Raw genomic sequence first — 25,659 nt, forward strand, 5'->3', positions numbered from 1 at the left:
GGTCGGAGCGGCGGGTGCTTTTCCCATTGTCATACCGCTCGTGGGGGATTTGTATGAGAACGAGGAAGAAGCCAGCAAAAACCTGGGTATAGTCGAGACCTATAATACATTCGGTAAAGTGCTAAGCCCAATACTGGGTGCGGCATTGGGCGCAGTCCTTTGGTTTTTGCCATTGGCAGTGATTCCGGGCCTCTGTCTGATTTCGCTCATTTTGGTGCTTTGGCTGATTCATGCGCCCAAGCGTAAGAACCAACCGAGCACGTTTCGGGAGTTTGTAGGAAATGTGAAGCAGGTGCTTGCCGAAAAAGGACGCTGGCTATATGCTATTTTCGCGGTGGGTGGCATTTGTATGTTTGTCATTTTTGGCGTCCTGTTCTACTTGTCCGACATACTGGAAAGTCGTTACAACCTTCATGGGGTCTGGAAAGGATTCGTGCTGGCGATTCCGTTGGTTTCTCTCTGTCTGTGCTCTTATATCGGAGGGAAAATCATCGGCAAGCACAAAAAACGGATGAAATGGATCGGTTTTTCCGGTTTGGCAGTGTTGACGATCAGCTTTGGCATTCTCGGATTTTTTCAACATATTTATGCGGTGATCGGACTGTTTACATTGGGGGGAGCCGGAATTGGACTAGCACTGCCTTGTTTGGATGCCCTGATTACGAAAGGGATTGAAAAGGAGGAGCGCGGAACGATTACCAGCTTGTACAGTAGTATGCGCTTTGTCGGGGTGTCACTAGGTCCTCCGGTTGTATCCTTGCTGATCGGAAGCAGTGGACATAGTTTGCTTTTTGGCGTGATGGCCGGAGTGGGCGGAATTGCGGCTCTGCTCATGCTGTTTGCGGTCAAACCGAAGCAAGATGAACCCTCAGACGAAAAATCCGGTGAACATATGAACACCACTGGGGGGCTGACAGACGTATCCCGGAAAAAGCCGCTTTCTTCCAAGCTGAGACGCAAAACCCCGGCCAAATAAGAGCGATATAAAACCAAAGAGCACCGATTCCATGAAGCCATGGTGTTGGGTGCTCTTTTTGAAATATGCTTTACCCCTCGACAGGGACACGCGTTTTGGGCTTGCGACCTACAGCAAGCTGAATGATATAGATCAGCAGGAACAATACGATAAACAGCGAGGAAAGGCGATACATCCACGCATAATCGCTGGCTTTGGCGATAATACCAAGAATAAGCGCTCCGGCAGCGATTCCGAAATCAAGGGAGTTTAGAAACATACCGTTTGCCATGCCCCGTTGCTTGGGCGACACGACCTGAATCATCCACGTTTGCAAAGTCGGCTGCATTACGCCAAAACCGATGCCATAGCAAAGGGCAGACAGATACATGAAGGCATCACTGTGCGCATAGGAAAGCAGGATAAGACCGCCAAACAGGAACAGGGAACCGGGGATGAGCAGCGCTTTTGCTCCTTTTTTATCATAGATACGGCCTGAGAAGGGACGTACGATCAGAACGGACAGCGCATTAAACAGGAAAAAATAGGCCGGGTGCGACAAATTGGCTTCATCTCCGTAAAGCGCCATAAAGCCGATCAATCCGCCGTACGTAATAGACATGAGCATGTTCAGCAAGGCGGGAATCCAGAGCTTGCGGTTAAATGCCGGTTTTCGTCCTTCTTCCACAGGAACCATCGGCGGCTCAACATGTCCTTTCGGCAGGGTGCGAATCAGCCAGTAGGCCAACGGGAAAATGAGGACAATGACAGCTGAGGTCGTATATACAAGCAGATTAAAACTGCCATATTGCAGCATCGAAATACCGATGGTCGGTCCAATCGACATCGCCAGGCTTGTGGACAAGCTGAAATACCCCATTCCTTCACCGAGACGCTTGGCAGGAATGATATTTGAGGCCATGGTTGGAAAGGCGGTACTACTCAAACCGAAGCCGATGCCAAACAGCATACGCATGAGTAGCAACACCGTGATCGTCGGTGAAACGCTGTATCCGAGCGTACTCGCTAATCCGAACAGCAGACCGATGAAAATCAGGGTATTGCGATGCCCTTTTTCCAGCATACGGGCTGAAAAAAGCCTTGCCACAATCGCGCTCAATGCGAATAGCGTAGTGACGAGGCTGACCTGAACGGAGCTGGCGTGGAATGTATTTTTAACATACGCAGGAATGGAAGATACGATCATCTGTAATTCCAGAAACAAAAAAAGATTAGATACGGTTAAAACGATAAATTCCTTGGTCCAAAGAGGCTGCTTGCCTTGTTGCATGTTAGTCGTTCTCTCCTTGTTTTTCCGATTGAGTCAGGTTAGCGTGGACTTGTAAAAGAGTATGACGGAACTGCTCCAGATCAGCAGGGAAAATTCCATTCACAAAATCGTGGTTGGCGCCGCGCTCGACCGGAAGAGTTTCCTCCACGAGCTGTCGACCGGCTTCAGTCAAATGAAGCAAATAGGCTCGACGGTCCTGCGGGCTGTTCACACGCTGCACCCAACCCTTTTTGTCCAACAAATCAATAATTCGGGTCGTAGTTGGCTGGTCTTTGACCGCCTTAGCTGCAATTTCCTTCTGATTCAGACCTTCTGCCTGGTAGATTTGATACAGAACCGACCATTGCTCAGGGGAAATATCATAAGGTTTAAGGCGATGCATAAGCTGCTGGCTCATCTTGCGATGGGTAATGCCGAGCAGCATGCCGATGGAGCAATCCGGGGGCAAGTTATTCATGAGTAGCTCCTTTCTGTTTTCCGTACACAAATTAATTGTTGTAACAATTATATGTAAAACAAGTTATTTTGTCAAAAAAAGTTGTACTTTATTCACCATTTACTTTGAACTGGACTTCATTGGAGAGAGGAGAGAACTCATGGATAATACGATTGTAACTGCCATCACCAAAGCCAAAAACAGGAACTCCTTATTTCATTTTACACGAGTATGTAATGTATCGGTGATTGCTCATTTCGACGCTATATTGTCCAGTTACCAAATCAATCACCACAAAGCAGGGGAACGCCGCGTAAAGGCGGTACAAGTAGATTATGAGGGGTATGATATCACTATAAATACCCACCTGCGGATTCCTGACCAGATGATAGATGCTGCAATCACTCAGGAGCAATTTCGGGAGGCGCTAGATCGGCATGTATTTTTTTGGCCCACGTTAAAGGATTGTCAGAAAATGATGAATACCTATTCACGAAGAGAACCGGAGGAAAGGTTTGCCGTTCTGGAATTGGACGCGTATTCCTTGATATCCGGGCATGCTTCCGTAGTGAAGCTCACCAAATATGATTCAGGAAGCTCGCCACGTTTTCCGGCCCATTGTTCCTACAAGAAAAGTCTGGACATGTTTTTACCTCTAGACCGCTTCCAGGTGGTACGGAATAATTTCGTGCCTGTTAAGCCATCCGACATACGAGAGGTCTTGGTAGAGGATCGGGTTAACCATATGTCTAGCTATCTGAGATCGGTTTACGTGGATCATGGTGAGGATGTGCCTGAACGCTGGAGAAACTTGACGCGGCCTTTGGCAGACTTGCGAGATATGGAGAGAAAATGATACGGACGAAAAAAACAGCCTGCAATATGCGGGCTGTTCGGGTTAAAGCAATATAGTTTTGCCGTTTTGGGCGAATTAGGCTTTAGGTACAGTTTCCCAGTCCTTCAGGAAGCGTTCAATACCGCTGTCAGTCAGTGGGTGTTTCCACAGGGAAGGGAGCAGAGAGCCAGGAATGGTGGCAATATGCGCACCAGACAGAGCAGCATCTTCCACATGCTTGATGTTACGGATGGAGGCTGCAATGATTTCGGCTTTCAGACCATAAATGTCCAAAATCTGTCTCAGATCACGAATCAGCTTCATACCATCAACAGCGATATCATCCAGACGTCCTACGAACGGGCTGATAAAAGTAGCGCCCGCTTTGGCAGCCATCAAACCTTGAGCCGCGGAGAAAATCAGCGTTACATTCGTTTTAATCCCGTTTTTAGTCAGCTCGTTACAAGCATACAAACCGTCTTCAGTCATAGGCAGCTTGATAACAACGTTCGGTGCCCATTTGGCAATCTCATAAGCTTCCTTGAGCATATCCTCGGCTTTCAAGCCAATGACCTCAGCACTCACGGGACCTTCGACAATACCGCAAATCTCCTGAATGACTTCCTTGAACACCCGACCTTCCTTAGCGATCAGCGAAGGGTTCGTTGTTACACCATCAACCAGACCCAAACGTTCAATACGTTTGATTTCTTCAATGTTACCAGTATCCAAGAAAAATTTCATTTGATTTCCTCCTCAGGTTTTTTTAATTCATAATACATATCACACACATGTACATCAGCTAAATAAAAGGTAGCATATTGCACACGTTAAACTTATAATTAGTATGTATTACATACTTGATTGTGACACATTTTAAAATTGAAAACAAGCTGTCTTTGATTAAAATTTGATGAATTGTCGGAAAATGCGGAAATTTACCGATCTATGCTCATCTATAATGTATACTACCCCATTTCATAAGGAGGTAATCATTATTCAACTGTCTGAAAGACAGCGTGAAATTGTTGATATTGTCCAGCGCCTGGCGCCTGTTACGGGGGATAAAATTGCTGAGGAGTTGGGGCTGACGCGACCAACCCTTCGTTCCGATCTTGCGCTGCTCGTCATGCTCGGTCTGGTAGACGCCAAGCCGAAGGTAGGATATCTGCCAGGCCGTTACCCTAAATACGACAGTCATGTCGGCACGATGCTCAAAAAGCTGACCGTGGCTGATGTGCTCAGTGATCCGATTTTAATTTCCGGTGACGCTACGGCCTACGATGCAGTACTGATGCTGTTTCAGCAAAATACCGGTACGCTGATGGTCACGGGAGAGGATCAGGAGCTAATCGGAATTGTTACTCGCAAGGATCTGCTGAAGGTGACGCTGGGACATACCGATCTTCACGCCGTTCCGGTAACGATAGCAATGACGCGACGCGCACAAATGACGACACTCACTCCGGGGGATTCTCTGCTGGAGGCGATATCAAGACTCGTTCGTCATCAGGTCAATTGCCTTCCGGTCATGGACGAGCAGTGTATGGAGACCTCCTTCATTCAAGCCAATGGATTGGTGGGTCGGGTTACCAAAACGGACATTCTGAACGCTATTTTGAGCTTGACGGAAGAGAAGACGTAAAGAAGACGTGAAAGAAGAAGAGGGGGCCTTATATGTACTGGTTGGCCATGCTGACCATGCTGATTGATCATATCGGACTTGTATTTTTTCCGACTGATCCGGCCTGGAGAATTGCCGGCAGGCTTGCTTTTCCAATCTATGCATATGCGCTGTATATGGGATATGCCCGCACTCGGAATATGCGAAGCTATATGCTTCGCTTGCTCGGAATTGCCCTGATTTCTCAGGTGCCCTATATGCTGGCCTTTGATGTGTATAGGCCAAACGTGGTCTGGACGCTGTTGATCTCGTTGCTGGTGATGGGTGCTGCGTCGCGATTGAAGAATTGGGCGGCTATAACAGGCTTATATGTGCTCACATCTCTGGTCATGGAGCTTAGCCTGATGGATTACGGAGCTTATGGACTGCTGCTCGTCCTCATTTACCGTTATACCCGCTCCTATAGGATGGTTGCGGCACATTTTGCACTGAATGTCGTGTATGATATGGTGCATCACGCGAATCTCCAGCATTTTAGCCTGCTGTCCACTATTCTTATCGCATGCTTCGCATCCGGGGAGAGCGGATTTTATAGCCGGGTACCGCGCTGGTTGTGGCGCAGCTTTTATCCGGTGCATCTGGCTGTTATTGCTGTCATTCGTCTCTGGCTCTAATCATAAGCTCAGTATCTTCAAAATCAGCAAAAGAACCTTTAAAACCACGATATAGATGGTTTCAAAGGTTCTTTTTTATTCCAAAGTTTAGGACGCTTTGTTAGGACCTTGGGCAAATGGCAATGGTCGTTCCGGAGCGCCTTCCTTCATGTATTGCACCAATACTTCCGGAATATTGTGTATCCCACCTGCATTAACGCGATAGCCATTCGTTTGTCCAGGTGAGTTAATGCCACGCTTCACCGTGAAGGTAACGTCAATGCCCAAGGCGCGGCAAATTTCCAAGGTTTCCTTGGTATATCCTCCATACGGAAAGGCAAGGACGTTACGATCATTGTGAAGATGCTTGAACAGCTTCTTGTCAGCGGTGTCCAAATCGTTGTAAACCCGTTGCTTGAATTCATCCTCGGTTTCCATACGCCCTAGCTTTTTCGAATATACCGGGCCCATGAGAAGCGGTTTTTCCTTGGTGCGTGCTACATTTGTGTATCCATACGCGTGCTGATCATTGGTGTGATTGTAGAAATCAACACCTTCGGCATGCATGTGCTGGATTTGCTCCCACGTCAGCTTCTTAATACCGATGTGCTTGGGATTACTGATCGTGGATGTGATGAGAAAATTGGTTGCAGGTACACGGTACTTTTTCAACACGGGAAAGGTGTCTGTATAAAAAGATTCATAGCCGTCGTCGAAGGTCATAAGTACAGCATTATCGGGCACCTTGGCTTTATGCAGAATAAAGTCCGTATACTCTTTCATGGTAATCCAGTGGAAGCCGTTGGCTTTCATTTCATCCAGTTGCTTCGTAAAATTGCTGAGCTTGAGAGCGCCGGGATCGGGTGGAGTTTTGGTTACTTCATGATACATCAGGACAATAACCTTGTCCTGGTAATATACTCTATCCGGCGTTGGTGTCAGAGAGAACAGGTGTCGTACCAGTCGATCTGCATTTGCTGTGCGTGTACGGTGAGTCCCTTTAACAAGGGGGGGATGGTAGATGGTGCGTGCTTCGTACACCAAAATCCCTAAAATAGCTAGCATGCTCATAATAAGCATTGTTCTTTTAAATATGACGTGTTTCATATGAATGACATCCCCCGCATGCAGAAATTCTAAAAGTATAGATATGTAAACCCGATATCAACTAGCAAAACCTAGTTTATCATACCTAATACACGCGGGGAAAATATCACAACTTTGTTACCTCTGTGTTGTTTTTGTGGATACCGATGACGCGATAGGGAAATAACCGATCTCGACCGCATGCTGGATCATATTTCGAATAAACTCCAGATCGGTTGTCGGGCACTTAACGCCAGCCTGATCCAGTAGCGCGGCGGTCACAGGGCAGCCATATCGGTAAGCGGAATCCTTGGCCCCGTCACCTTCCAACTGACCCATAGCAAGGTGCAGCGCATCCTCCTGAATACCGGAAGAGGGGTTCAGCAGCCAAGCGCTATAATCGTCAAAAGGCATCGTGTCTACTGCATATCCAAGCTGGTTGACCATAGCGATCAACTCATCATATGGCAGTGGGTTCGGATTGCAGATATGGAAAATGCGGTTCGCGCTTTTTTGATGCACAGACAGCTCTACAATGGCGCGGCTCGCATAGTCAATCGGTGTAAAGTCCGTATGCCAATCAGCCTGTGGTGCTTTGCCCAGCAGCAGCATGGCCTTTATCATTCGATAGTAGGCGTTGCTGTCGATATTGCGCTGGAAGCGTCCGTTGGCCGAATGGGCCGTCAGATTGCCTGCACGGTAGATAGAGACAGGCGTGCCTGACTGAGCTGCCTGGAACAACAGCTTTTCCGCTGCGAGCTTACTGTTCGTGTACAGGTTGTCCACCTGTAGCTCGTCTGGGAAGGAGGACAGTTCCAATACGGATTCCCATTGTCCTTCATTCGCCAGATCCTCCGGTATGCCCATAGTTGAGACATGATGGAAGGATACACCTGGCTTGGCCTGAGCAATTTTCAGCAGTTCCAGTGTTCCGGTTACATTCGTACGGTCAAAGGCAGCCGAATCACCAAAATGGCGAACGTCAGCGGCGCTGTGAATAATGCCGTCAACTTGATGCTCCAGCATATGGCGGTCAACGGCAGAGAGACCAAGGTCTGCCTGCTCCAGATCACCGTATACGGCTTTGACCCGTCCTTCGATCAGGGCCGAGACATTTTGTCCAAAATATCCGGTCAGTACGGCCTGAATACGCTCGATGCCGGATGGCCCGTTCTGTGATGGACGTACCATCGCGTACACTTTGGCTTCTGTCCGTTGAAGCAGGTCATACAGAATGTGCGAACCGAGATAACCTGTAGCCCCGGTCAGTAAAACAACATTCATGTCGCGCAATTCGGCTACACCCGCAGTGCCTGACAGCTCGATAGGATGCTCATTCAGGTCTGTTTTTTCTTGTTGAACCGCTAGTGCTTTACGTTGCGGCGCTTGTTCCGTGCCCAGTTGCTCCACGTATTCAGCAAGCTCGCGAACGGTTTTGTAGCGGAAAAAGTCTCCAATGCGCAACGTGCCATAACGCGGCTTCAAAATAGCCAGCACATGAATGACACGAAGGGAGTCGCCACCGATCAGGAAGAAGTCATCCGTTGCGCCGATGTTGGCTTTGCCAAGTACCTGTGTCCATGCTTCGGCAATAAGCGTTTCAGTCCCTTCGCGGAGAGGTTCGCTGCCATAGGAGCTGTCGGAAGCCTCGGGCAGCGGCAGCAGGGCCAGCTTCTTGCGATCAATCTTGCCCGTCGGTGAAATCGGCATAGCTTCGAGATGAACGATATGGCTCGGAACAAAATAGGAAGGTAGCTTACCCGCAATATAAGACTGAATCACGTCTTGCGGAATAGACTGTCCGTCCGAAGTAGTGTAATAGCCGACTAGCATATTTTGATCCGTGTGATCTTTGACGGCTACGACAGACACGTCCTGAACACCAGGATGCTTGGAGAAATGATCTTCAATCTCTCCGATTTCGATCCGATTGCCCCGAATTTTGAGCTGTGAATCCTTCCGGCTTACATATTCAATCGTACCGTCTGGCAGCAGCTTGGCGATATCGCCTGAGCGGTACATTTTTTCACCCGGAACAAACGGGTTGTCCACAAACGATTGTGCTGTTCGCTCCGGCTGATGGAGGTAGCCATGAGCCAGTGCCGGTGTAGCAATGCATACTTCACCGGGAATGTTAATTGGGCATAGCTTGTTGTCATCGTTGACGATATAGACCTTGTAGTTGTAAATCGGCTTGCCGATTGGGATGTTGACGACGTGCTCAGGCACAGCACCACGAACCCGGTGTGTCGTGGTCGCTACGGTGCACTCGGTCGGTCCATATACGTTTACGATGTCTGTATTTGTGCCGAATTTGCTTTGGAACGCCCGAACTTGTGAGCCGTACAGCGCCTCGCCTGCCACGGTGACAATTCGTACCTTAGTCAATTTGCGGTAGCCCTCGTCCGACAAATACGTGGATAGCTGATTAAAGAACACGGTTGGCAAAATGGTAATGATCGTCGTGCCTGTGCGTGCGATGGCTTCTGCGAATTCTTCAACAGACACGCGTTCTTCGGAGGACAACAGGTACAGCTTGGCTCCGTAGAACAAGGCTCCAATCGTATCCCAAACAGATGCATCAAAGCTATAGGTGGCGAATTGCGTCAATACATCCTGAGGTGTAATATCGCAATCGCGCTGTACGACAGCACCCAGGTTGACGACGCCACGGTGAGCGATCAGGGCACCTTTGGGCTTGCCTGTCGAGCCGGATGTATAGATCACATAAGCTAGATCATCCGGACCTACGTTAACGTTTGGATTGCTTGCGGCATAACCTGCCAGTGGTCCGTTAATGGCTAAAATTTCTTTTACTGTATCAATGGAACCGCACAGTTCAGTCGCTTGCTCGATCAATGCTGAAGTCGTCAGGACGAAGGGAGAACGCGTATCCTCGACAATGTAGCTACTCCGGTCAGCGGGGTGGGCTGGATCGACTGGTACATATACCCCCCCGGCTTTCAGAATGCCGAGCAGGGAAATGACAGTTTCCAGGCTTCGTTCCATGAAAATAGTCACGAACTCGCCCTTGGCAAGACCTTTGGACAACAGCACACGTGCGACTTGATTGGCACGTTCATTAAGCTCACGGTACGTATATTCCCCGGCGTGGGAAGAGATGGCCGGACGATCAGGATATTGCGAAGCGGCTTCCTCGAACATTCCATGAATGGTCTGATGCTCAGGATACTTCACAACTGTATTATTTAAGGCTTCATGAGCTGCCTGATCTGCTTCGGATAAGATGTCAATCGAATTGACAAGGGCATGGCTGTTGGTGAGTGCGCCGCGCAGTAGCAATTCGAAGTATTCTGCATACCGGACAACCGTTGATTTCAGAAGAAGCGAATCATCATACCGAATATGGATATGGTAAGTGCCGTTGCTCTCGATGACAGCCCAGTCCATGATACAAGGCTCTGCGCCTTCATCTGCCAGCAGATTTGCCGAGAACGAGGTATCAGCTTGCGGGTCTGCCAGATAAGCATGTGGTTTATGGAGCATGTCCTGAAACAGGCCTGCCAGTTCATGGAAAGTAGTATTCTTTTCCATCGTCAGCGAAGCCGTGAGTAAACCGGATTGAGGCACCAAAGTAGAGAAGGAGACTTCTTCCTCTGCGGACAGACGGTACAGCCATGCTGCATACACAGACAGAAGCAAAGCATGTTGTTCTTCCGCCGACGTTTGCTGATGCAGCAACTTTGAGAGGGATGGTTCTAACTCTGCCTGATAAGCAGAGTATGTATACTTGCGTTGCAGACGTGCAAAATCCAAAGGAACCAGGAATGGGGATGGCGCTGTTTGTGTACTGTTTTGTAGCAATGAAGTCATTACGCTAACCTCCTGAACGTATGATGTCGTAATATGATGCTAAAGTCAGTAAATGCCTCCGATCCCTTCAAAAGCATGAATAGGAGGGAGGCACTACCAAACGACTTACTTATGAAATTATGATTTGGTGCGGCTAGGGTCCGCAATTTTAAAAAATGAAGTAATTTCCTGAAGCTCTTCAGACATGGTTGACAGCTTATGAGACGATTCAATGATGGAGTCCAGAGAAGCTTTTTGTTCATCAACTGTTTGTGCAATATGAATGCTGTTGTTAGCTGTTTTGCTTACAGTGGAAGAAAGATCATCTGCTGTCGCTGTCATTTCCTGCGTACCGGCGGATATTTCCTCGGTAGCACTGGATACTTCCTGAATCTGCCATGCTACTGTCTTGGTTGCTTGAAGTATGTTATTGAACAGCTCGCCCGCTTGTCCAGCTACGATGATTCCGTTCTGTGCCTCAACATTACCTTGTTCCATCGACTTCACAGCCTGTCCGATTTCGCTTTGGATCTCTTCAATCAGCGGTGTGATTTGTTTTGTTGCATCCGCTGTTTGTTCTGCCAGCTTGCGTACTTCACTGGCAACCACGGCAAAGCCTTTACCTTCCTCACCGACACGCGCTGCTTCAATAGAAGCATTCAGAGCGAGCAGGTTCGTCTGACTGGAAATGCCTGAAATCGTACCAATGATATTACCAATTTCCTGTGAACGGTCGTTCAGCAACTTGATAATGCGGGATGTATTCGTAACTGTGTCTGTAATCAAATGCATTTGTGAAGAAACCTTGCCTACGATTTCGTTGCCTTCATTAGAACGCTTTTCTACCGAATTGGCTTCCTCTGCAACGGTGGCGGAACTGGCGGCAATATTTTGGATGACCGAGGCCATTTCAGCCATGGCACGTGCGCTATCGCCCGTTGCTTTTTCCTGTGCACGGATATTATCCGTAATTTCATTAATGTTCTGATTAATGATGTTGGAATTGATTCCGTTTTGCTCGCAGATCGCGAGCAATTCCTTCGCCGATTCATTCACTTCATCAGTTGTCAGCTTCACTTTGGTCATAATGCTGTTAATATGGCTAACCATATCATTGAAGTTGCTATTCACAACACCCAGATCGTCTTGCCCAGCTTGAATCTGAACATCCAGATTTCCACGGCTTACTTCACTGATACCATACATCAGTTGTTTAATAGGGGACAGCGTACGCCTTACGACCCAATATTGGAGCGCCAAGCAGATGAGCAGGAAAGCAGCCAGAATTGTAGTACCGCTAATCAGCAGCTTAGTCAAACCCGCAGGTACAGCGCCTGCATCTGCATCGACAGCAAAATATGCAAAGATTTTGCCATTTGAATCTTTAAGTGGATACGTCAAGGTTGTCCACGTACCGAAGCTGTCATCATAGAAGCTGGTAAACGTCGGTTTTCCAGTATCCAGCATGTGGCTTACGCCTTCCACAACTACAGATGGTTGCTTATACATACCGCCGACACCCAATTTATCTTTTTCGAATGCTTCTCTAAGAGCGGTAGGCATCGCTACAACAGATGTCTTGTCACCGTCTTCCAGCTCGGTTCCGAAGATATAAGCTTGAGAGATATTCGGGTTCGTTGCTGTGATGTTATCCAGATAAGCGCGGAGTTTGGTCTGAACGGGACCATCATAACTTTTTTCCTGAATGGCTTGGGTTACTTCATTTACATTAATTCCCTCAGCCCACTTTAATGTGATTTTTTCCACTTGTCCATGCAGCTGGTCTATCAAAATCGTACGTTGGATCAAATAGCTGGACACGATGAGGACTAGCCCGATCAATACGATGTTGAAGAAGGATAATAATAAGTTCTTGGTGAAGAAAGATAAGCTACTCCACTTTTTCAAAATGTTCCACTCCCTGGTTGTAATTTTTGTACATGGTGTTGAACCGCTTATCAAATGAGATAATTAAGTCCCCCTTACAAACATAGTAATTAAGGAAATTGACCTCTTGAAATTTTTCTAATAGGTCTTTAGTCCTTTTTAATTAAGTATGTATCCCTATATATATGTCGTACGATAAGCCCTTGAAATGAATACCTTGCCCAATAAAAATTTAATTTTTACCGGGTAATTCCTGTGTGTATCTCAGTATATTCCATTTTATACTTCAACTTGAAATTCAAACTCGTTTCAGGCTTCAAGCAGGTATCCAACAGAAACCATCATACTTTATAATAGAGTCAAATGCACTTGTCAATTTGGGAGGTTTTTCATATTTGGCGTTACAGATGCTTGATTTGCCGCGGTTTTTGCGGATTCCTTGCATAATGAGCCAATGTAGCTACACGACATAGGAGAGGGATGAAGAGAATGTCCAAGCTTACAATAGTAAAGGTTAAAAGCGATCATGCAGATCTGCATGAATTGATTCAAAGGCTGGATAAGGATTTGCTGGAAAGGTATCCTGCTGATGAAATTTACTTGGTTGATTTTTCCAATCCAAAAGTTAAAGAAATGATTTTCGCTGTTGTGTATTTGGATGCAGAACCGGTCGCTTGCGGTGGACTTAGGCCTATAGATGCGGAAGAGATGGAGCTTAAACGATTTTATGTCGATTCTTCTTATCGCAGGCAAGGTATTGCCGTCAGTCTGTTAGCTTTTCTGGAAGGTGAGGCCCGGAAACGAGGCACTGTAAGAATCAAGCTGGAGACAGGGGCTGCTCAACCTGAAGCCATTGCGCTTTATACGAAGCAGGGATATGAGCCTATTGAACGATTTGGTGAATATGAAGAGGATGAAAATAGTCTTTGTTACGGTAAGAACCTGACAGTGTCTTTATAAAACGTTTTCATATAAAATGAATGAGGATCCATACTAGTCTATAAAGCGGGAGAGATGACAATGAATTTGAAGCAAAAAGCAGCTGAAAAAGCAGTTGAAGCCATTCAGGACGGCATGAAAGTAGGACTCGGCACAGGATCGACAGCTTATTGGGCCATTCAAAAAATAGGTGAGCGTGTGGCGCAAGGCTTACATATACAGGCTGTAGCTACTTCCCAAGCCTCGGAGGATCAGGCCAGAGAACTGGGAATTCCCATCGTTCCATTTGATCAGATTGGACGACTCGACGTAACCATTGACGGAGCGGACGAGGTGAATGAGCAGCTTGTTCTGGTGAAGGGCGGAGGCGGAGCTTTACTGAGAGAGAAGATCGTGGAAAGCAACAGCAACCGGCTAATCATTATTGTGGACGAGTCCAAGGATGTGAAGGTGCTGGGTGCATTTCCATTACCGGTCGAAGTCGTACCTTTTGCCAGTGTATGGACGTTGGAGGCAATACAGCAAACAGGCTGCCAGGCTGAATGGCGCATGAAGGACGGTGAGCGTTTCCTTACGGATAACGGCAATTATATTGTCGATTGTCGTTACGGAACCATTGATAATCCGCAAGAGCTGGAAATCCGATTAAATCAAATTCCGGGTGTGGTTGATAACGGACTGTTCATTAACATGGCGGACCAGGTTATCATCGCACGGGCCAATGGGCAGATTGATATTCGAAACAAGTGATGCCTAGCGTCCGTCTGCTTCGTACTGTAGCTTTCGTGGTCTTCATTTTATATACGGGACTGTTATTATACTGGATGTTTCTTGGTTTTGGACGTACAATACGACCGGGTCCTCCATATTCGTATAATATGGTTCCGTTGGATACGATTGGGCGATATCTGAGGGCTGCGCAGTCGCTTTCTTTCCGGGTGTGGGGTGTCAATTTGCTCGGTAATATTGTTGTTTTCGTCCCGTTTGGCATCCTTCTGCCTATCATTTGGGTATCGTTACGCAGATTAGGTAGCTTGCTACTGACAGTGGTGGTCGCGCTGGTGATTCTTGAAGTGTCCCAAATGCTGCTCGGCGCAGGCACGATGGACGTGGATGATGTGATCCTGAATGTAACGGGTGTGCTTTTCGGCCGGGTTGTTTACGAGCTTCTACGAAAGAGGTTAGGGAATGAATAATGAAAGCCCTGCTCTCACGAACGGTGCTTCTGGTGCCGATTGGGGACGGGCTTTTTTACATAATAGACTGTAATTTTCACATCATACACCTTATGAACAAAGGGATAAAACGGTTGAACTTGACAAAAGTTTGCAATTAAGATATCTTTGAATAAAGATATGAGTAACGGAGGCTGTTAATATGTCAGTAAAACCAGATGATCAGGACTTGGCGCTTAACTTGTTTGTTGTGCTGGCGCGCGCCTATAATTCGGTCACATCCCGCACGAATCGGGATATTCATAGTCATGGATTGAACACAACGGAATTTGGTGTACTTGATCTGTTATATTATCGTGGTTCACAGCCCTTGCAGAAAATTGGTGAAAAGGTGCTGATCTCCAGCGGAAATATTACGTATGTCGTAGATAAACTTCAGAAAAAAAAGCTGCTTACCCGGCGTGCATCACAGGATGATCGTCGTGTGATTTATGCAGAACTGACTGACGAGGGACGTCATTTCTTTGAGCAAATATTCCCGCAGCATCATCGTGTCATCATGGAGACAGTAGACGGTTTATCCGTAGAAGAGAAAGAGCAGGTTATCCATTTGCTAAAAAAGCTGGGACTCTCGGCTGAAGGCCAGAAGAGTAACGACTAATAAGCTGCAAAAATCCACGTTAAATAGGCTTGTAGATAAAATACCGGTTGTCCGGTATTTTATTTTTTTGTCGCAATTTTGGGCAACGGGGTTAATGTAGAGGCGGAAATCAGGTATAATTGACGAATAGTCACCATCAGTGATCGTTGGAATTATCCCTGTTAGACTTGCACACAGATGGAAGAGCTGTGTGCAAGTTTTTTTCTGGAGACAGGGCAGAGAAGGAGACATAGATAACAGATATGAAGGAACAGCTTCGTTCGATTCACCCACTGGCCTGGACGATTATTGTGGGTACCATATTTGGTCGGATGGCGACATCCATGAGTATCCCGTTTTTGTCTATTTATTTGACTACCCGGTTGGGGGTATCCCCTTTCCATACAGGGATGATCGTATCCGTCAGTTCATTAGTTGGCATTTTTGCCAGCTTTTATGGCGGCTACATTTCCGATCGGATCGGACGGCGTAAAGTGATGCTGGTGTCCATCGCCAGTTGGGCGCTTGTATTCGTGGCTTTTGCGCTAGCTGAAGCGGCCTGGGCCTTTTTTGTCATCAATGCTCTGAATGGTCTGTGCAGATCCTTGTTCGAGCCAACCTCGCGGGCGCTGTTATCAGATGTAACCCCCAAGGAAAAAAGATTGCTCATCTACAATATGAGATATGCGGCGATTAATGTAGGTGTAGTGGCAGGGCCGTTGCTTGGTTTGATGTTAGGATCGGCATCCTCGGGTACACCGTTTATGGTAGCGGCTGGTGTGTATGCGCTGTACGGGGTGTTGCTGTTGATCCAATTTGCTCGGTATGCATCGGATCTTCGTACAGGGACAACGGCGGGAGAGGCTCCACTACGGATGGGTGAGGCGTTCCGTACAGCCAGCCGTGATCCGGTGTTTATGCCGATTTTGCTGGGGACGGTATTTTGCGTCATGGGTTATGCTCATTCCAATTCCACGATGCCTCAATTCTTGTCCTTATCCTTCGAGGAAGGAACCCGGTGGTTTACATATATGCTTACAGTCAACGCGGTGTGTGTATTGGCTTTTCAATATCCGCTTGTACGGCTGGCAAGCCGTTTTTCCCCAGTGAATTCCTTGATTGTCGGAAATATATGTATTGCGGTCAGCCTATTGCTGTGCGGTATGTTACATTCGGGCTGGTTGTTTATACTGGATATGGTGCTGTTTACAGTGGGCGAAGTGCTATTGTTCACGATGCTGGACGTACTGATTGACCAAATTGCAGATGCTCAATATAAAGGGACCTATTTCGGTACGATTGGCTTTAATAATCTGGGTAGCGTGCTTGCTCCTTTGTTTGGTGGCTGGCTGCTGGATACTTATGGCCAAACAGCGCCGCTTGCCGTTTTTGTTCCGGTTGCGCTGTCGGTTGTGATTGGCATTCCGTTCCTGCTGGTCGCACGTCGTCGCTTGGCGCAGCGTACAGCCCGGATTGCAGCTCAAGGAGGAGAGCCCGTGCAGTAACTGTCATGATAAAAAAAGGAGCTGAGTGCAGGATGAAGTCGGAAGAAGATGTGCTACGAATCATACAATATATGAATGATCCTCAGGTGCTGGAAGACTTGCGTTATGTGCGAGAGCTGAGGTTGCCGCAAGGCTGTATTGCCGCAGGCTATGTACGTAATCGGGTATGGGACAAGCTGCATGGATATACAACTCTTACACCTTTGAATGATATAGATGTTATTTATTTTGACCCGAAAAATACGCTGGAGGAACGGGACGAGCATCTTGAACTGTCCTTGAACCGCAAGCAGGCGGGACGCAACTGGTCTGTCAAAAATCAGGCGAGGATGCATCTTCGCAACGGGACAGCTCCTTATGCTTCGGTAGAGGATGCGATGAGCCGCTGGCCGGAGACGGCTACGGCAGTAGCGATTAGATTGAATGACGAGGATCAAATGGAGGTCGTTTGTCCGCATGGATTAAAGGATCTGCTGGATATGCGGGTACGCCAAAGCCCATTGTTCCGCCATACGACGGCCTTTCGTCAGCGTGTATTTGAGAAGCAGTGGCTGGATAACTGGCCGTTGCTTATGTTGGAGAACTAGAACGTAATCCCAATTTCAGGATATAAGGAGAGACGACGAACGATGTTTAAAAATATAAAAACAGATTCAGATCGTGAGGAGGTTCTGGAGCTGCTAACCTACGCCGTGCTGGATCACCCTGAACGCGGAGAAGCAGCTTTACGTACCTATCAAACCTCGGATGACTGGAAGCTGTTCGGTGTAGAAGATGAAGGACTTATTGTAGGTATTGTCGGATTTGAGGAGCAGGAGGATGAAACCATCGTAATCCGGCATCTGGCTGTGTTGCCTGAAAACCGTCATAGAGGATATGCCAGAGGTATGCTGCTGACGCTCATTCAGGAGCGTAATCCGAAACGGCTTACTGTGGACACCGATGCGGAAGGGGCAGACTTCTTTCGCAACGTAGGCTTTGCTGTATACGGATCGGAGGACTTGTCCGAGGATGGGCAATTTCATTGTGTGTATGAAATGGACGAAGAATAAGCGAATCTCCGGGTCCTGCGTCTCTTTTTTTACATAAGATATGATATGTCGGGAATTGACATTATTCTCATGTAAAAGTTGATGTGCCTTTGGTTCCAAAGGCATTAGCGGGGGAGTTGGGTTCTAATGGGTTACCACTATACGGCTATAGGAGATTCATTAACGACAGGTGCCGGGACGCTGCTGACTGGCGGATTTGTGCCTATCTATCGACGAATGGCGGAAGCACGTCTTCGTACTCCAGTCAGTTACGAGAATTTGGGAATCAACGGACTGACATCGCAGGAACTGCTGTCTTTGATCCGCAACAATCCGCTCTTTCGGTCGGCGTTGAGCGCGGCTGAACTCATAACGGTGACGATCGGCGGGAATGATCTGCGTCCATACGTCAGCGCCCTTGCTGGAGGCTCCGGTTCGTCTGCATCGTCCATTCCGCAAGCGGTGAACCGCACGAAAGAACATGTACGCCAAATCGTACATGCCCTGTATCAGATAAAATCCGGCCAGCGTGAGCCATTTATCATTCGAATGGTGGGGTTGTATAATCCTTTGCCGGGCGTGCGGGAGGCGGGGATATATGTACGCCAATATAACTCATTTCTCGCTACGCTGGGCGGTCCCAATTACCGGGTGGCGAACATTTACCCTGCGTTTGAGGGCAACGAACGGGAACTGCTCTCGCTGGATCGGGTGCATCCGAACAGTCGCGGCTATCGCGTCATTGCGGAGGAGCTGAATCGGCTTGGATATTCGCCATTACGGTGAGCGTAGAAGGAATTTGCAACAGAAGAAAGAGGTCCATCATGGCTGTGTATCTGACCATAGTGGACCTCTTTATCTTTAGCTGAATTGAACCTTTTAAACTTCCAAAATAGCTTTCAGCTTGGTACAGTCTTCCTGTAACTCGGGTAGCTGCTCCAAAAAAAGGAGGAGTGCTTTAACGTGGGCAGTTTCCACGTTTTGTTCCGAAAGCTCCCCCTGTAGCCTGCTTAGTATTTGCATATGTTCATTCTGGATTGCTTCATCTAATTCGATTTGTTTCAAGACTGCGTCCATATGTTGAAGCACATGGGCGATTTGTCTTCCTTTGGTCCAGATTTGATCAGAATCTTCATGGAATCCGGAATCGCGGCCCCACATGATTTGATGTTGAACATCAGGGCTCAGCATACTTTGTGCCAGCATATCCGTAATGCTGACGATAAATTCAGCCAGTGTTTGATGTTCCGTCCAGGACAGCTCTGAATCGCTCATTCGGAAGGAATTGATAATAATGCTTTTGACGACAAACCCAATATCGTACGCATAGTCATTTATGGACTCTCCATAAGCATCAATTAAGAAATCAACCATCACGTTAGATAAATGATGTTCAACACGGTCAATAGCTTGTGCGATTTTTTCTTCCTTGGAACCGATTAAAGGGACGGAGTATACCAGCAAATGAACTTTATTCTTATAAATCCGGCCCAGCGCAATCAAATTCAGTTGTCTCAACTTTTCACGGGAAGGTAGCTGGTGCTTCAAATAAAGTTCTTTAATATCTGCATCAAGAAGTTTTTCAATCAGGACGATTGTCCCCAGCAGCAACTCTTCTTTACTTTGAAAGTATTTATAAAAGGAAGCCTTCACCATCCCGCTTTCGCGGGCAATCTCATCGACCGAGGTGGCATCGTATCCCTTTTCTGAAAACAGGGAAAGGGCGGCATATATAATATCATCGCTCGTTATTTTTTTCATTGTACCCCCAATTTTTTGCTCTGTCTTTTTAATTTCCAGCGGGCAATAACCATATACAGGGACGGAACCACAAACATCGTAAGAATGGTCGAGTACATCAATCCAAACATAATGGTATACGCCAGAGGTCTAAACATAAGTTCCCCAATAAGAGCAATCGGAATCAGACCGACAATGGCTGTCAGCGAAGTAAGCAGTATGGGGCGGAAGCGCGCTTTGGTCGCTGCAATAACCGCCTCTTTCAGTTCCATCCCTTCGCGTCTTGCATCCTCTATAAACTCGATCAGCACAATACCGTTCCGTACGACAATACCTGCCAAGGTCATCAATCCCAGCACCCCCATAAAAGTGACCGGTGTGTTCAGAATGAACAAGCCGAGGAATCCACCCGCAGCCGCCATATACACGGTAGTCAAGATGATAAGTGGGGTTGAGAACGAATAAAATTGCAAAAAGATCAGCATGAAGATTAATAGTATGACGACAACATATAACCATCCTATTTCTGATAAAATGTCATCTTGTCCTGAAATCTCGCCGCCAATTTCCCAAGTGTAGCCTGGAGGAAATTTAATGTCCTGCAATTTAAGCTTGACATCCTTCATGACTTCGGAAGCTGTACGCCCGTGAACTTCAGCTTCAACAGTAATCGAACGCTTTAAATTATAATGGTTAATTTTTTGTGTTGCAAAGGATGGCTTCAACTCAGCCAATTGAGATAAAGGGATCTGAACACCATTGGCATTGGTCACATTCAATTGCTGAAACAAAATTTCAGGATTTTGATCGGTTTGGCTTAGCTTCAGCTTAATATTTATCAAATCTTTCCCCGTATCAAATCGGCTAAAGCTCACGCCATTACCCATTAACAAGAGTGTACGTGTCAGATCATTATTGCTAATCTGATATTGATCCATCGCTTGTTTATTGATTTGGAAATCCAGCGTATAGCCTTCATTTTCCATATTGTCTTGTATGTCCTGTGTTCCTCTGGTAGCCATAATGCCTTCTTTTAACTGCTGTGACAACGAACGCAACTGATCTACATCATTGCCTAAAATCCGAATGGAGATCGGCTTACCGAGAGGCACCCCCACTTTGGCTATTTTCAAGGAAATGGATTGACCCGGATAACGATCCTTTAAGATGGAGGGCCATTTGTCTGCCATTTCATCGGGATCAAATGCACCTTCTTCCCCAACAATAGCAATCTGCCCCACGGTTGTGCCTGTTTTGGCGTCAGCGGTCATATCTTGAAACAACGGGGGGGCGTCGCCGCCAGCCGCATAACTGATCGTTTCCACATGAGGCTGCTGCTTCACCCATTTGGCAATATCCTCGGTGACCCGCTTGGTTTCTTCTATAGAAGTACCTATAGGCATACGCACATTAATGCTTAATTCCGGATCGTTGGTTCTGGGGAACAGGTCGATCGGAATCAGAGCAAGTACACCGTACAGCGTGGTACTAATCAATAATCCTAATGAAGCATACAATGCAGGTCGCTTGATGACTTTGGGAATCAGCTCACTGACATATACGTTACGAAGAGCATCAATTTGTTTGCCCAGCAGTCCCGGCGGCTTCATGGTGGAGTTGGGCGTTTTTTGACTTCGTTGTCCATACCATTCTCTAAAGATTGGGATGACGGTAAAGGACATGAGCATGGAAGCCAATAACGTAAAGATAACAGCAAACGGTAATGGTTTTATAAGGGAGCCTGCATCGCCTGATAAAAAGAACAGCGGGGCAAAGGAGGCTACAGTTGCCAGAGTTGCGGTCAAAATGGAAATGGAAACTTCTTTTGTTCCATTTAATGCAGCTATCTTGGGATTCTCACCCAAGGTCATCATCCTGCGCTCAATATTATCATTAACCACCACAGCATCATCGACTAGAATCCCCATTACAATAATTAAGCCAATGACCGTAACCTGATTCAATGTTATTCCGAGCATAGGGAGAATAATGAGACCTATGGCGATTGAAATAGGAATAGCCAGTGCTACAAAAGAGGATGTAATCAGATTCAAGCCCAATGTACATACGATCACAACCGCCGCAATGGCAAACAGCAATTCACGGGTCAAGCCATGAAAAATATGATCAATCCGCTCGGTCTGTGAAAATAACGTATTCAGTTGAAACGTATTAGGCAGATCTGGTTTTAACAACTGCATCTCTTTATTTACTTTGCTATAAATCGTGTCTACGTCAGAGCCGGTATTACCGTTAATCGTCAGTGTAATAGCTGGTTTACCGTTAAAAAAGGCCATATAGCTGCTGGTGTTATGTGTAAGCAATATGGTGCCCACATCACTGAGATACACAGGAGCGCCGCTGTCCGTTCTGGAAATAATGACTTTACTCAAATCCTGAGCATCCTTGGACTGCGTTACATTCATTCGGTACGTACGTTCATTGTAATCCAGATTGCCTATCGGATATTGCTCATTTTCCTTCTGCACTGCACTCATGAGCTGTTCCCAACCGATATGGTACTGCTGTAGCTTTTGAGCATCAATCTGAATCTGAACCTCTTGATCCGGTAATCCCTTAATTGTTACTTCCGATACACCGGGAATGGTTTTTAATTGATCCTTCCACGATTTCACCATATCATTTAGTTGATACAATTGCTCTATAGAGTCCCCCGTGATGGCGTAGGAATGGATAAATACTTTATTCAAATCATCGTTAACGACAGGCTTTTGAGCATCTGTGGGCAGAGAAGACTGGGCATCGTTTATTTTTTTGCGTAATGTATCCCAGGCTTCCTTAGCATTGGCATTGCCTTTGGTCTCAATGATAATCGTCGAAAGTCCATTTTCAGATGTAGAAGAAATCTTTTTAATATGATTGATTTCTTTCATTTTTTGTTCCAAAGGCTTCGTGACCGTTTGTTCTACCTTTTGGGGTGTAGCTCCAGGGTAGAGGGTCGTGACCACAGCGGTTTTCTTGATAATATCCGGCGTTTCCTGCCGGGGAAGTTGAGAGACACTATACAGCCCGGCAACAATCACCATGATAAAAATAAAGAGGGTCAGTTTTTTCTTTCGGATAAAATATGCAATCATTTGCTGGTTCCCTCCGTGACCTGAAGAGGAAGTCCATTATAGATCAGGTTTACTCCGGTCGTAACCACACGATCCCCGACATTCAGCCCCTTGGTAATTTCGAGCTTGTTGTTGGACATTTGACCGACATTCACGACCGTCTTAACCGCCCTGTTGTTCACCACTTTATAAACAAAGGTATTTGTACCGTTATTAATGACAGCCTTGGCCGGGAGCAAAATTTGCTCACTTTGGGTCAATTGGCGGCCTGCCTTTACGACTTGTCCGGGGGCCCAATCATGCTGGATGTTGGGAACCATCACTTCCACGTTGATACTGCCCGTATTGGTGTTGGTGGCCGGATAAATTTTGCTGACCGTTCCTTCTCTGTTCTCATCGTACAGTTGAAGCTGGACTATCTGACCTTGCTTCCAGTTCGTGATTTCATGATCGGGAACAGGGAGCAACACCTTGAGCCTGTCGATTTGTCCGATACGATATACCGGCTGTCCAGCGCTCGCCAATTGTCCGACGGTTGCTTTTTTCTCCAGAATAACGCCGGAAATCGGTGCTTTTAAAGCTGTCTTGGAGAGGGCGAGTTCAGCCTGCTTTTTAGCAATGATCGCCTGCTGATATGCCGCTGAAGAATTATCTTTGGAAGCTACAGCCTGTTCCTTTGCGGCGGTAGCGGCCTCTTTCCCGGCTTGGGCTTGCTGTAGGCTGGATTCTGCTGATTGCCGATCTTCTAATGTCGCTCCCTCCTGTATTAAGGAGAGGGCTTCTTGTGCATCCTCCAGGTCCTTGGTGGCATTGGTCAAAGCGAGCTGCGCATTTTCATAATCGTTTTTGGTTGCAGCTCCCTGGTCATATAAGAGCTTGGTGCGTTCAGCGGTAGCCTGTGCTTTAGTCAAAGCGGACTGTGCTCTTTGCACTTTGGTACGCACCTGCGCTTTTTCTTGTTCACGGGCGCCCTTGTTCACTTTATTCACTCCGGCCTGAGCGGCCATCTTTTTCGCGTCGGCGGATTGAATGGAGGCATCTGCGCTTGAAATGGCGGCTGTAGCATTTTTGATACCTGCTTGTGCTTCAAAAATAGTCGCATTCGCTTGCTCCAGTTGTAGCTGATAGCTGGATGGATCAAGCTTCGTTAATATCTGCCCTTGGGATACGGAGTCTCCCACATTGACAACTGTGTCGCGTATTAGTCCAGATAACTCAAAAGATACAGAGGTATCCTCATAGGGCTGTAGTGTGCCTGAAAGGTCAAAAGACGCAGACAGTGGCTCTTTTTTAACGATCATTGCTTCAACCTTTTGGTTTTGTTGTTCTGCTGCTTCATGATCACTCGATCCTGTAGATGAGCAAGCTGAGGTGAACAGAAGAATGAATATAGCAGATATGTAGAGACTGTGTTTCAACAAGATGATCATCCTTCCTGATTTGTACTTTACAGTTTATATTTAAACTCATTAGTTCATAAACGGATTATAGGGTCTGATCTGTGGCATGTCAATAACTGTTATGAAAAAACATTCCAAATTCAGGTATCAAAAAAAGCCGATTCAGGCGAGTGGAGGTGCAGGGTGGACAAGCATAAAAACGACCTTTCTCAAAGGATGAGAAAGGTCGTTAAGAAAAAAATATAAGCTCGTCAGCCGATTAATTTACGGAAAAAGCTGCGTACAGCCCACTTGCGCTCACTTCGTTTGCGGTATTTGGGCAGAGAACGGTAGACCGCGATCGACTGGTTAAAGGCTGTCGTGGCCTCCTCCTTGCGTCCCAGCAAACGATACATCAAGCCTGTCAGATAATAGCCTTCGCTGGAAGAGGACTGAATTTCCTGAAATTTCTGAAGATAGTGAAGCGACTTATTTACATCACGTTCCTTGAAAGCTGCGGCTAAATGCAAATAGGGTTCGCCGTATTGTACCCGCGGGTTAATGTCCAGTGCTTTCAGCAAATGCGCTCCTCCATCTTCGATGTGCCCCGTATGTACCTCAGCCGTTCCCCGTGCGTTCCAATAATCTGCGGAGTCCTCATAGCGGGACTCGATGTCCAGCAGCAGCTCCAAAGCCTGATGGTATTTCTTGCTCTCGATCCAAATACGAGCCAGATCGAACTTGGCAGCCACATCATTGGTATTTAAAGCGATCTGTTGACGCAGCCGGGCAGCATTGCGCCTTCTTTTCCATGGCTTGCTGATGCTGGGCAATACACCGACAAAGCTGCGATCCAATATATAGATCACAATCAGCAGTACGAGCAACGCCAGAAACGGGTTGCCGAGCAAGCTCCATAATAGAGAGAAAATTAAAAATTTCCCGATCATTCTGCTCCCATCCTCCTGTATATGTCACTATCCATACTTTCCACATTATAGCATAGGGTTATCTCAAGGGTCATTAGCATGACGAGGTTGTAAAGGAGTGTAAAACAGGCAGTGTGAAGTAGTGTGTTCATTTATGATGTTCGATGTACATTCTTACCAGAAAGGCAACTTTGGAACGGTGGTAGCTCTCTAACTTGGTAGGGTACTTGTACGTGCTTTTGAGATAACAGTGGGCGCAAATGAAGGCACCTTTGGACATAATGATAGATTCGGTCGAATGGCAGAGTAAACAACGTTCAGGCTTATGCTTATAAAAATGTCGCATGTTCAAAGTCTCCCCTCATATGTACGATAGGTTTCTATGACTCGTCCTGAATGCCAAGTATTTGGGATACTATTTTTCTGTGTCGTTTGGCTTTTCTTGTACCATGAATGAGATTCGACAGACGAGAAGGCGGAATTTGGTACGTCTCACAAAACGTTTTCTGATCCAGTTGCCTTTCCACAAGCTTCTGCTTGATCGTCCATCCGAAGGGCGTTACAGGATGCTTTTTATTATTGTCCAACATGATTCACCTTCTTTTTATTATTTGTAGGGATAAGTAAAGGGAGGAATTGAATTATTACTATGATGCTAAGTTAT

The 25,659-nt window shown here is 46.7% G+C and carries 23 protein-coding genes; 12 read left to right on the top strand and 11 right to left on the bottom strand.

What is annotated here, in order from left to right; all coding sequences use genetic code 11:
- Positions 1-976: MFS transporter (locus C1I60_RS16000; protein ID WP_252361741.1), on the top strand; the 976-nt coding region annotated here is incomplete at its 5' end.
- A 70-nt stretch (positions 977-1,046) separates the two neighbouring features.
- Here the strand turns inward: C1I60_RS16000 and C1I60_RS16005 are convergent.
- Together C1I60_RS16005 and C1I60_RS16010 are read right to left on the bottom strand one after the other, a co-directional pair.
- On the bottom strand, positions 1,047-2,246 hold the full coding sequence (locus C1I60_RS16005; RefSeq protein ID WP_044646946.1) for an MFS transporter: 1,200 nt from the start codon (positions 2,244-2,246) through the stop codon (positions 1,047-1,049).
- Between the two features lies 1 nt (position 2,247).
- Positions 2,248-2,703 (bottom strand): MarR family winged helix-turn-helix transcriptional regulator, encoded by a 456-nt coding sequence (locus tag C1I60_RS16010; RefSeq protein ID WP_137062633.1) that lies wholly within the window; start codon positions 2,701-2,703, stop codon positions 2,248-2,250.
- A gap of 139 nt (positions 2,704-2,842) precedes the next feature.
- Here C1I60_RS16010 and C1I60_RS16015 point away from each other — a divergent pair, with 139 nt between their 5' ends.
- Positions 2,843-3,538, top strand: coding sequence for a DUF7002 family protein (locus C1I60_RS16015; protein ID WP_137062634.1), 696 nt, complete (start codon positions 2,843-2,845; stop codon positions 3,536-3,538).
- A 75-nt stretch (positions 3,539-3,613) separates the two neighbouring features.
- Here C1I60_RS16015 and fsa read toward each other — a convergent pair whose 3' ends face one another.
- The gene (gene fsa, locus C1I60_RS16020; protein ID WP_137062635.1) at positions 3,614-4,261 is read right to left on the bottom strand and encodes a fructose-6-phosphate aldolase; all 648 of its coding nucleotides are present in this window, start codon (positions 4,259-4,261) and stop codon (positions 3,614-3,616) included.
- Between the two features lie 184 nt (positions 4,262-4,445).
- On the opposite strand from fsa, the gene C1I60_RS16025 reads away from it, so the two are divergent.
- Both C1I60_RS16025 and C1I60_RS16030 read left to right on the top strand, forming a co-directional pair.
- Positions 4,446-5,162: a CBS domain-containing protein gene (locus C1I60_RS16025; protein ID WP_137062824.1), complete on the top strand. Its 717-nt coding sequence runs from the start codon at positions 4,446-4,448 to the stop codon at positions 5,160-5,162.
- 32 nt (positions 5,163-5,194) lie between these two features.
- On the top strand, positions 5,195-5,815 hold the full coding sequence (locus C1I60_RS16030; RefSeq protein WP_137062636.1) for a TraX family protein: 621 nt from the start codon (positions 5,195-5,197) through the stop codon (positions 5,813-5,815).
- Between the two features lie 87 nt (positions 5,816-5,902).
- Here C1I60_RS16030 and C1I60_RS16035 read toward each other — a convergent pair whose 3' ends face one another.
- The 3 genes from C1I60_RS16035 to C1I60_RS16045 all read right to left on the bottom strand — a co-directional run bounded on the left by C1I60_RS16035 (position 5,903) and on the right by C1I60_RS16045 (position 12,601).
- Complete coding sequence (locus C1I60_RS16035; protein WP_137062637.1) at positions 5,903-6,901, bottom strand: polysaccharide deacetylase family protein; 999 nt, start codon at positions 6,899-6,901, stop codon at positions 5,903-5,905.
- Between the two features lie 117 nt (positions 6,902-7,018).
- Positions 7,019-10,714 (bottom strand): non-ribosomal peptide synthetase family protein, encoded by a 3,696-nt coding sequence (locus tag C1I60_RS16040; protein ID WP_137062638.1) that lies wholly within the window; start codon positions 10,712-10,714, stop codon positions 7,019-7,021.
- 117 nt (positions 10,715-10,831) lie between these two features.
- On the bottom strand, positions 10,832-12,601 hold the full coding sequence (locus tag C1I60_RS16045; RefSeq protein ID WP_137062639.1) for a methyl-accepting chemotaxis protein: 1,770 nt from the start codon (positions 12,599-12,601) through the stop codon (positions 10,832-10,834).
- 468 nt (positions 12,602-13,069) lie between these two features.
- Between C1I60_RS16045 and C1I60_RS16050 the strand changes: the two genes are divergently transcribed.
- From C1I60_RS16050 to C1I60_RS16085, 8 genes are all read left to right on the top strand, one after another.
- Positions 13,070-13,540 carry a GNAT family N-acetyltransferase gene (locus C1I60_RS16050; RefSeq protein ID WP_137062640.1) on the top strand — a complete coding sequence of 157 codons (471 nt, stop codon included), beginning with the start codon at positions 13,070-13,072 and terminating at the stop codon, positions 13,538-13,540.
- Between the two features lie 60 nt (positions 13,541-13,600).
- Positions 13,601-14,269, top strand: a complete 669-nt coding sequence (gene rpiA / locus C1I60_RS16055; RefSeq protein WP_137062641.1) for a ribose-5-phosphate isomerase RpiA — start codon at positions 13,601-13,603, stop codon at positions 14,267-14,269.
- On the top strand, positions 14,269-14,715 hold the full coding sequence (locus C1I60_RS16060; RefSeq protein WP_137062825.1) for a VanZ family protein: 447 nt from the start codon (positions 14,269-14,271) through the stop codon (positions 14,713-14,715). Before rpiA ends, C1I60_RS16060 begins: the two co-directional genes overlap by 1 nt.
- Positions 14,716-14,896: 181 nt before the next feature.
- Positions 14,897-15,355, top strand: a complete 459-nt coding sequence (locus C1I60_RS16065) for a MarR family winged helix-turn-helix transcriptional regulator (protein ID WP_137062642.1) — start codon at positions 14,897-14,899, stop codon at positions 15,353-15,355.
- Between the two features lie 242 nt (positions 15,356-15,597).
- Positions 15,598-16,839, top strand: coding sequence for an MDR family MFS transporter (locus tag C1I60_RS16070; RefSeq protein WP_137062643.1), 1,242 nt, complete (start codon positions 15,598-15,600; stop codon positions 16,837-16,839).
- Between the two features lie 32 nt (positions 16,840-16,871).
- Positions 16,872-17,426, top strand: a complete 555-nt coding sequence (locus C1I60_RS16075) for a nucleotidyltransferase family protein (protein ID WP_137062644.1) — start codon at positions 16,872-16,874, stop codon at positions 17,424-17,426.
- A gap of 42 nt (positions 17,427-17,468) precedes the next feature.
- Positions 17,469-17,891, top strand: coding sequence for a GNAT family N-acetyltransferase (locus C1I60_RS16080; protein ID WP_044648503.1), 423 nt, complete (start codon positions 17,469-17,471; stop codon positions 17,889-17,891).
- Positions 17,892-18,017: 126 nt separating this feature from the next.
- Positions 18,018-18,656: a GDSL-type esterase/lipase family protein gene (locus C1I60_RS16085; RefSeq protein ID WP_137062645.1), complete on the top strand. Its 639-nt coding sequence runs from the start codon at positions 18,018-18,020 to the stop codon at positions 18,654-18,656.
- Positions 18,657-18,749: 93 nt separating this feature from the next.
- Here the strand turns inward: C1I60_RS16085 and C1I60_RS16090 are convergent, their stop codons facing one another.
- From C1I60_RS16090 to C1I60_RS16110, 5 genes are all read right to left on the bottom strand, one after another.
- Positions 18,750-19,631, bottom strand: a complete 882-nt coding sequence (locus C1I60_RS16090; protein ID WP_137062646.1) for a TetR/AcrR family transcriptional regulator — start codon at positions 19,629-19,631, stop codon at positions 18,750-18,752.
- Positions 19,628-22,708, bottom strand: coding sequence for an efflux RND transporter permease subunit (locus C1I60_RS16095; RefSeq protein ID WP_137062647.1), 3,081 nt, complete (start codon positions 22,706-22,708; stop codon positions 19,628-19,630). Before C1I60_RS16095 ends, C1I60_RS16090 begins: the two co-directional genes overlap by 4 nt.
- Complete coding sequence (locus C1I60_RS16100) at positions 22,705-24,108, bottom strand: efflux RND transporter periplasmic adaptor subunit (protein ID WP_252361742.1); 1,404 nt, start codon at positions 24,106-24,108, stop codon at positions 22,705-22,707. The genes C1I60_RS16095 and C1I60_RS16100 overlap by 4 nt, the downstream gene beginning before the upstream one ends.
- Positions 24,109-24,338: 230 nt before the next feature.
- Entirely contained in the window at positions 24,339-25,016 is a 678-nt protein-coding gene (locus C1I60_RS16105; RefSeq protein ID WP_137062648.1) for a tetratricopeptide repeat protein, read from the bottom strand.
- A gap of 359 nt (positions 25,017-25,375) precedes the next feature.
- Positions 25,376-25,585 (bottom strand): XRE family transcriptional regulator, encoded by a 210-nt coding sequence (locus C1I60_RS16110; protein ID WP_137062649.1) that lies wholly within the window; start codon positions 25,583-25,585, stop codon positions 25,376-25,378.
- Between the last annotated feature and the right edge of the window lie 74 nt (positions 25,586-25,659).

Source organism: Paenibacillus terrae (genome assembly GCF_005217525.1).
Classification (GTDB): Bacteria; Bacillota; Bacilli; order Paenibacillales; family Paenibacillaceae; genus Paenibacillus; species Paenibacillus terrae_C.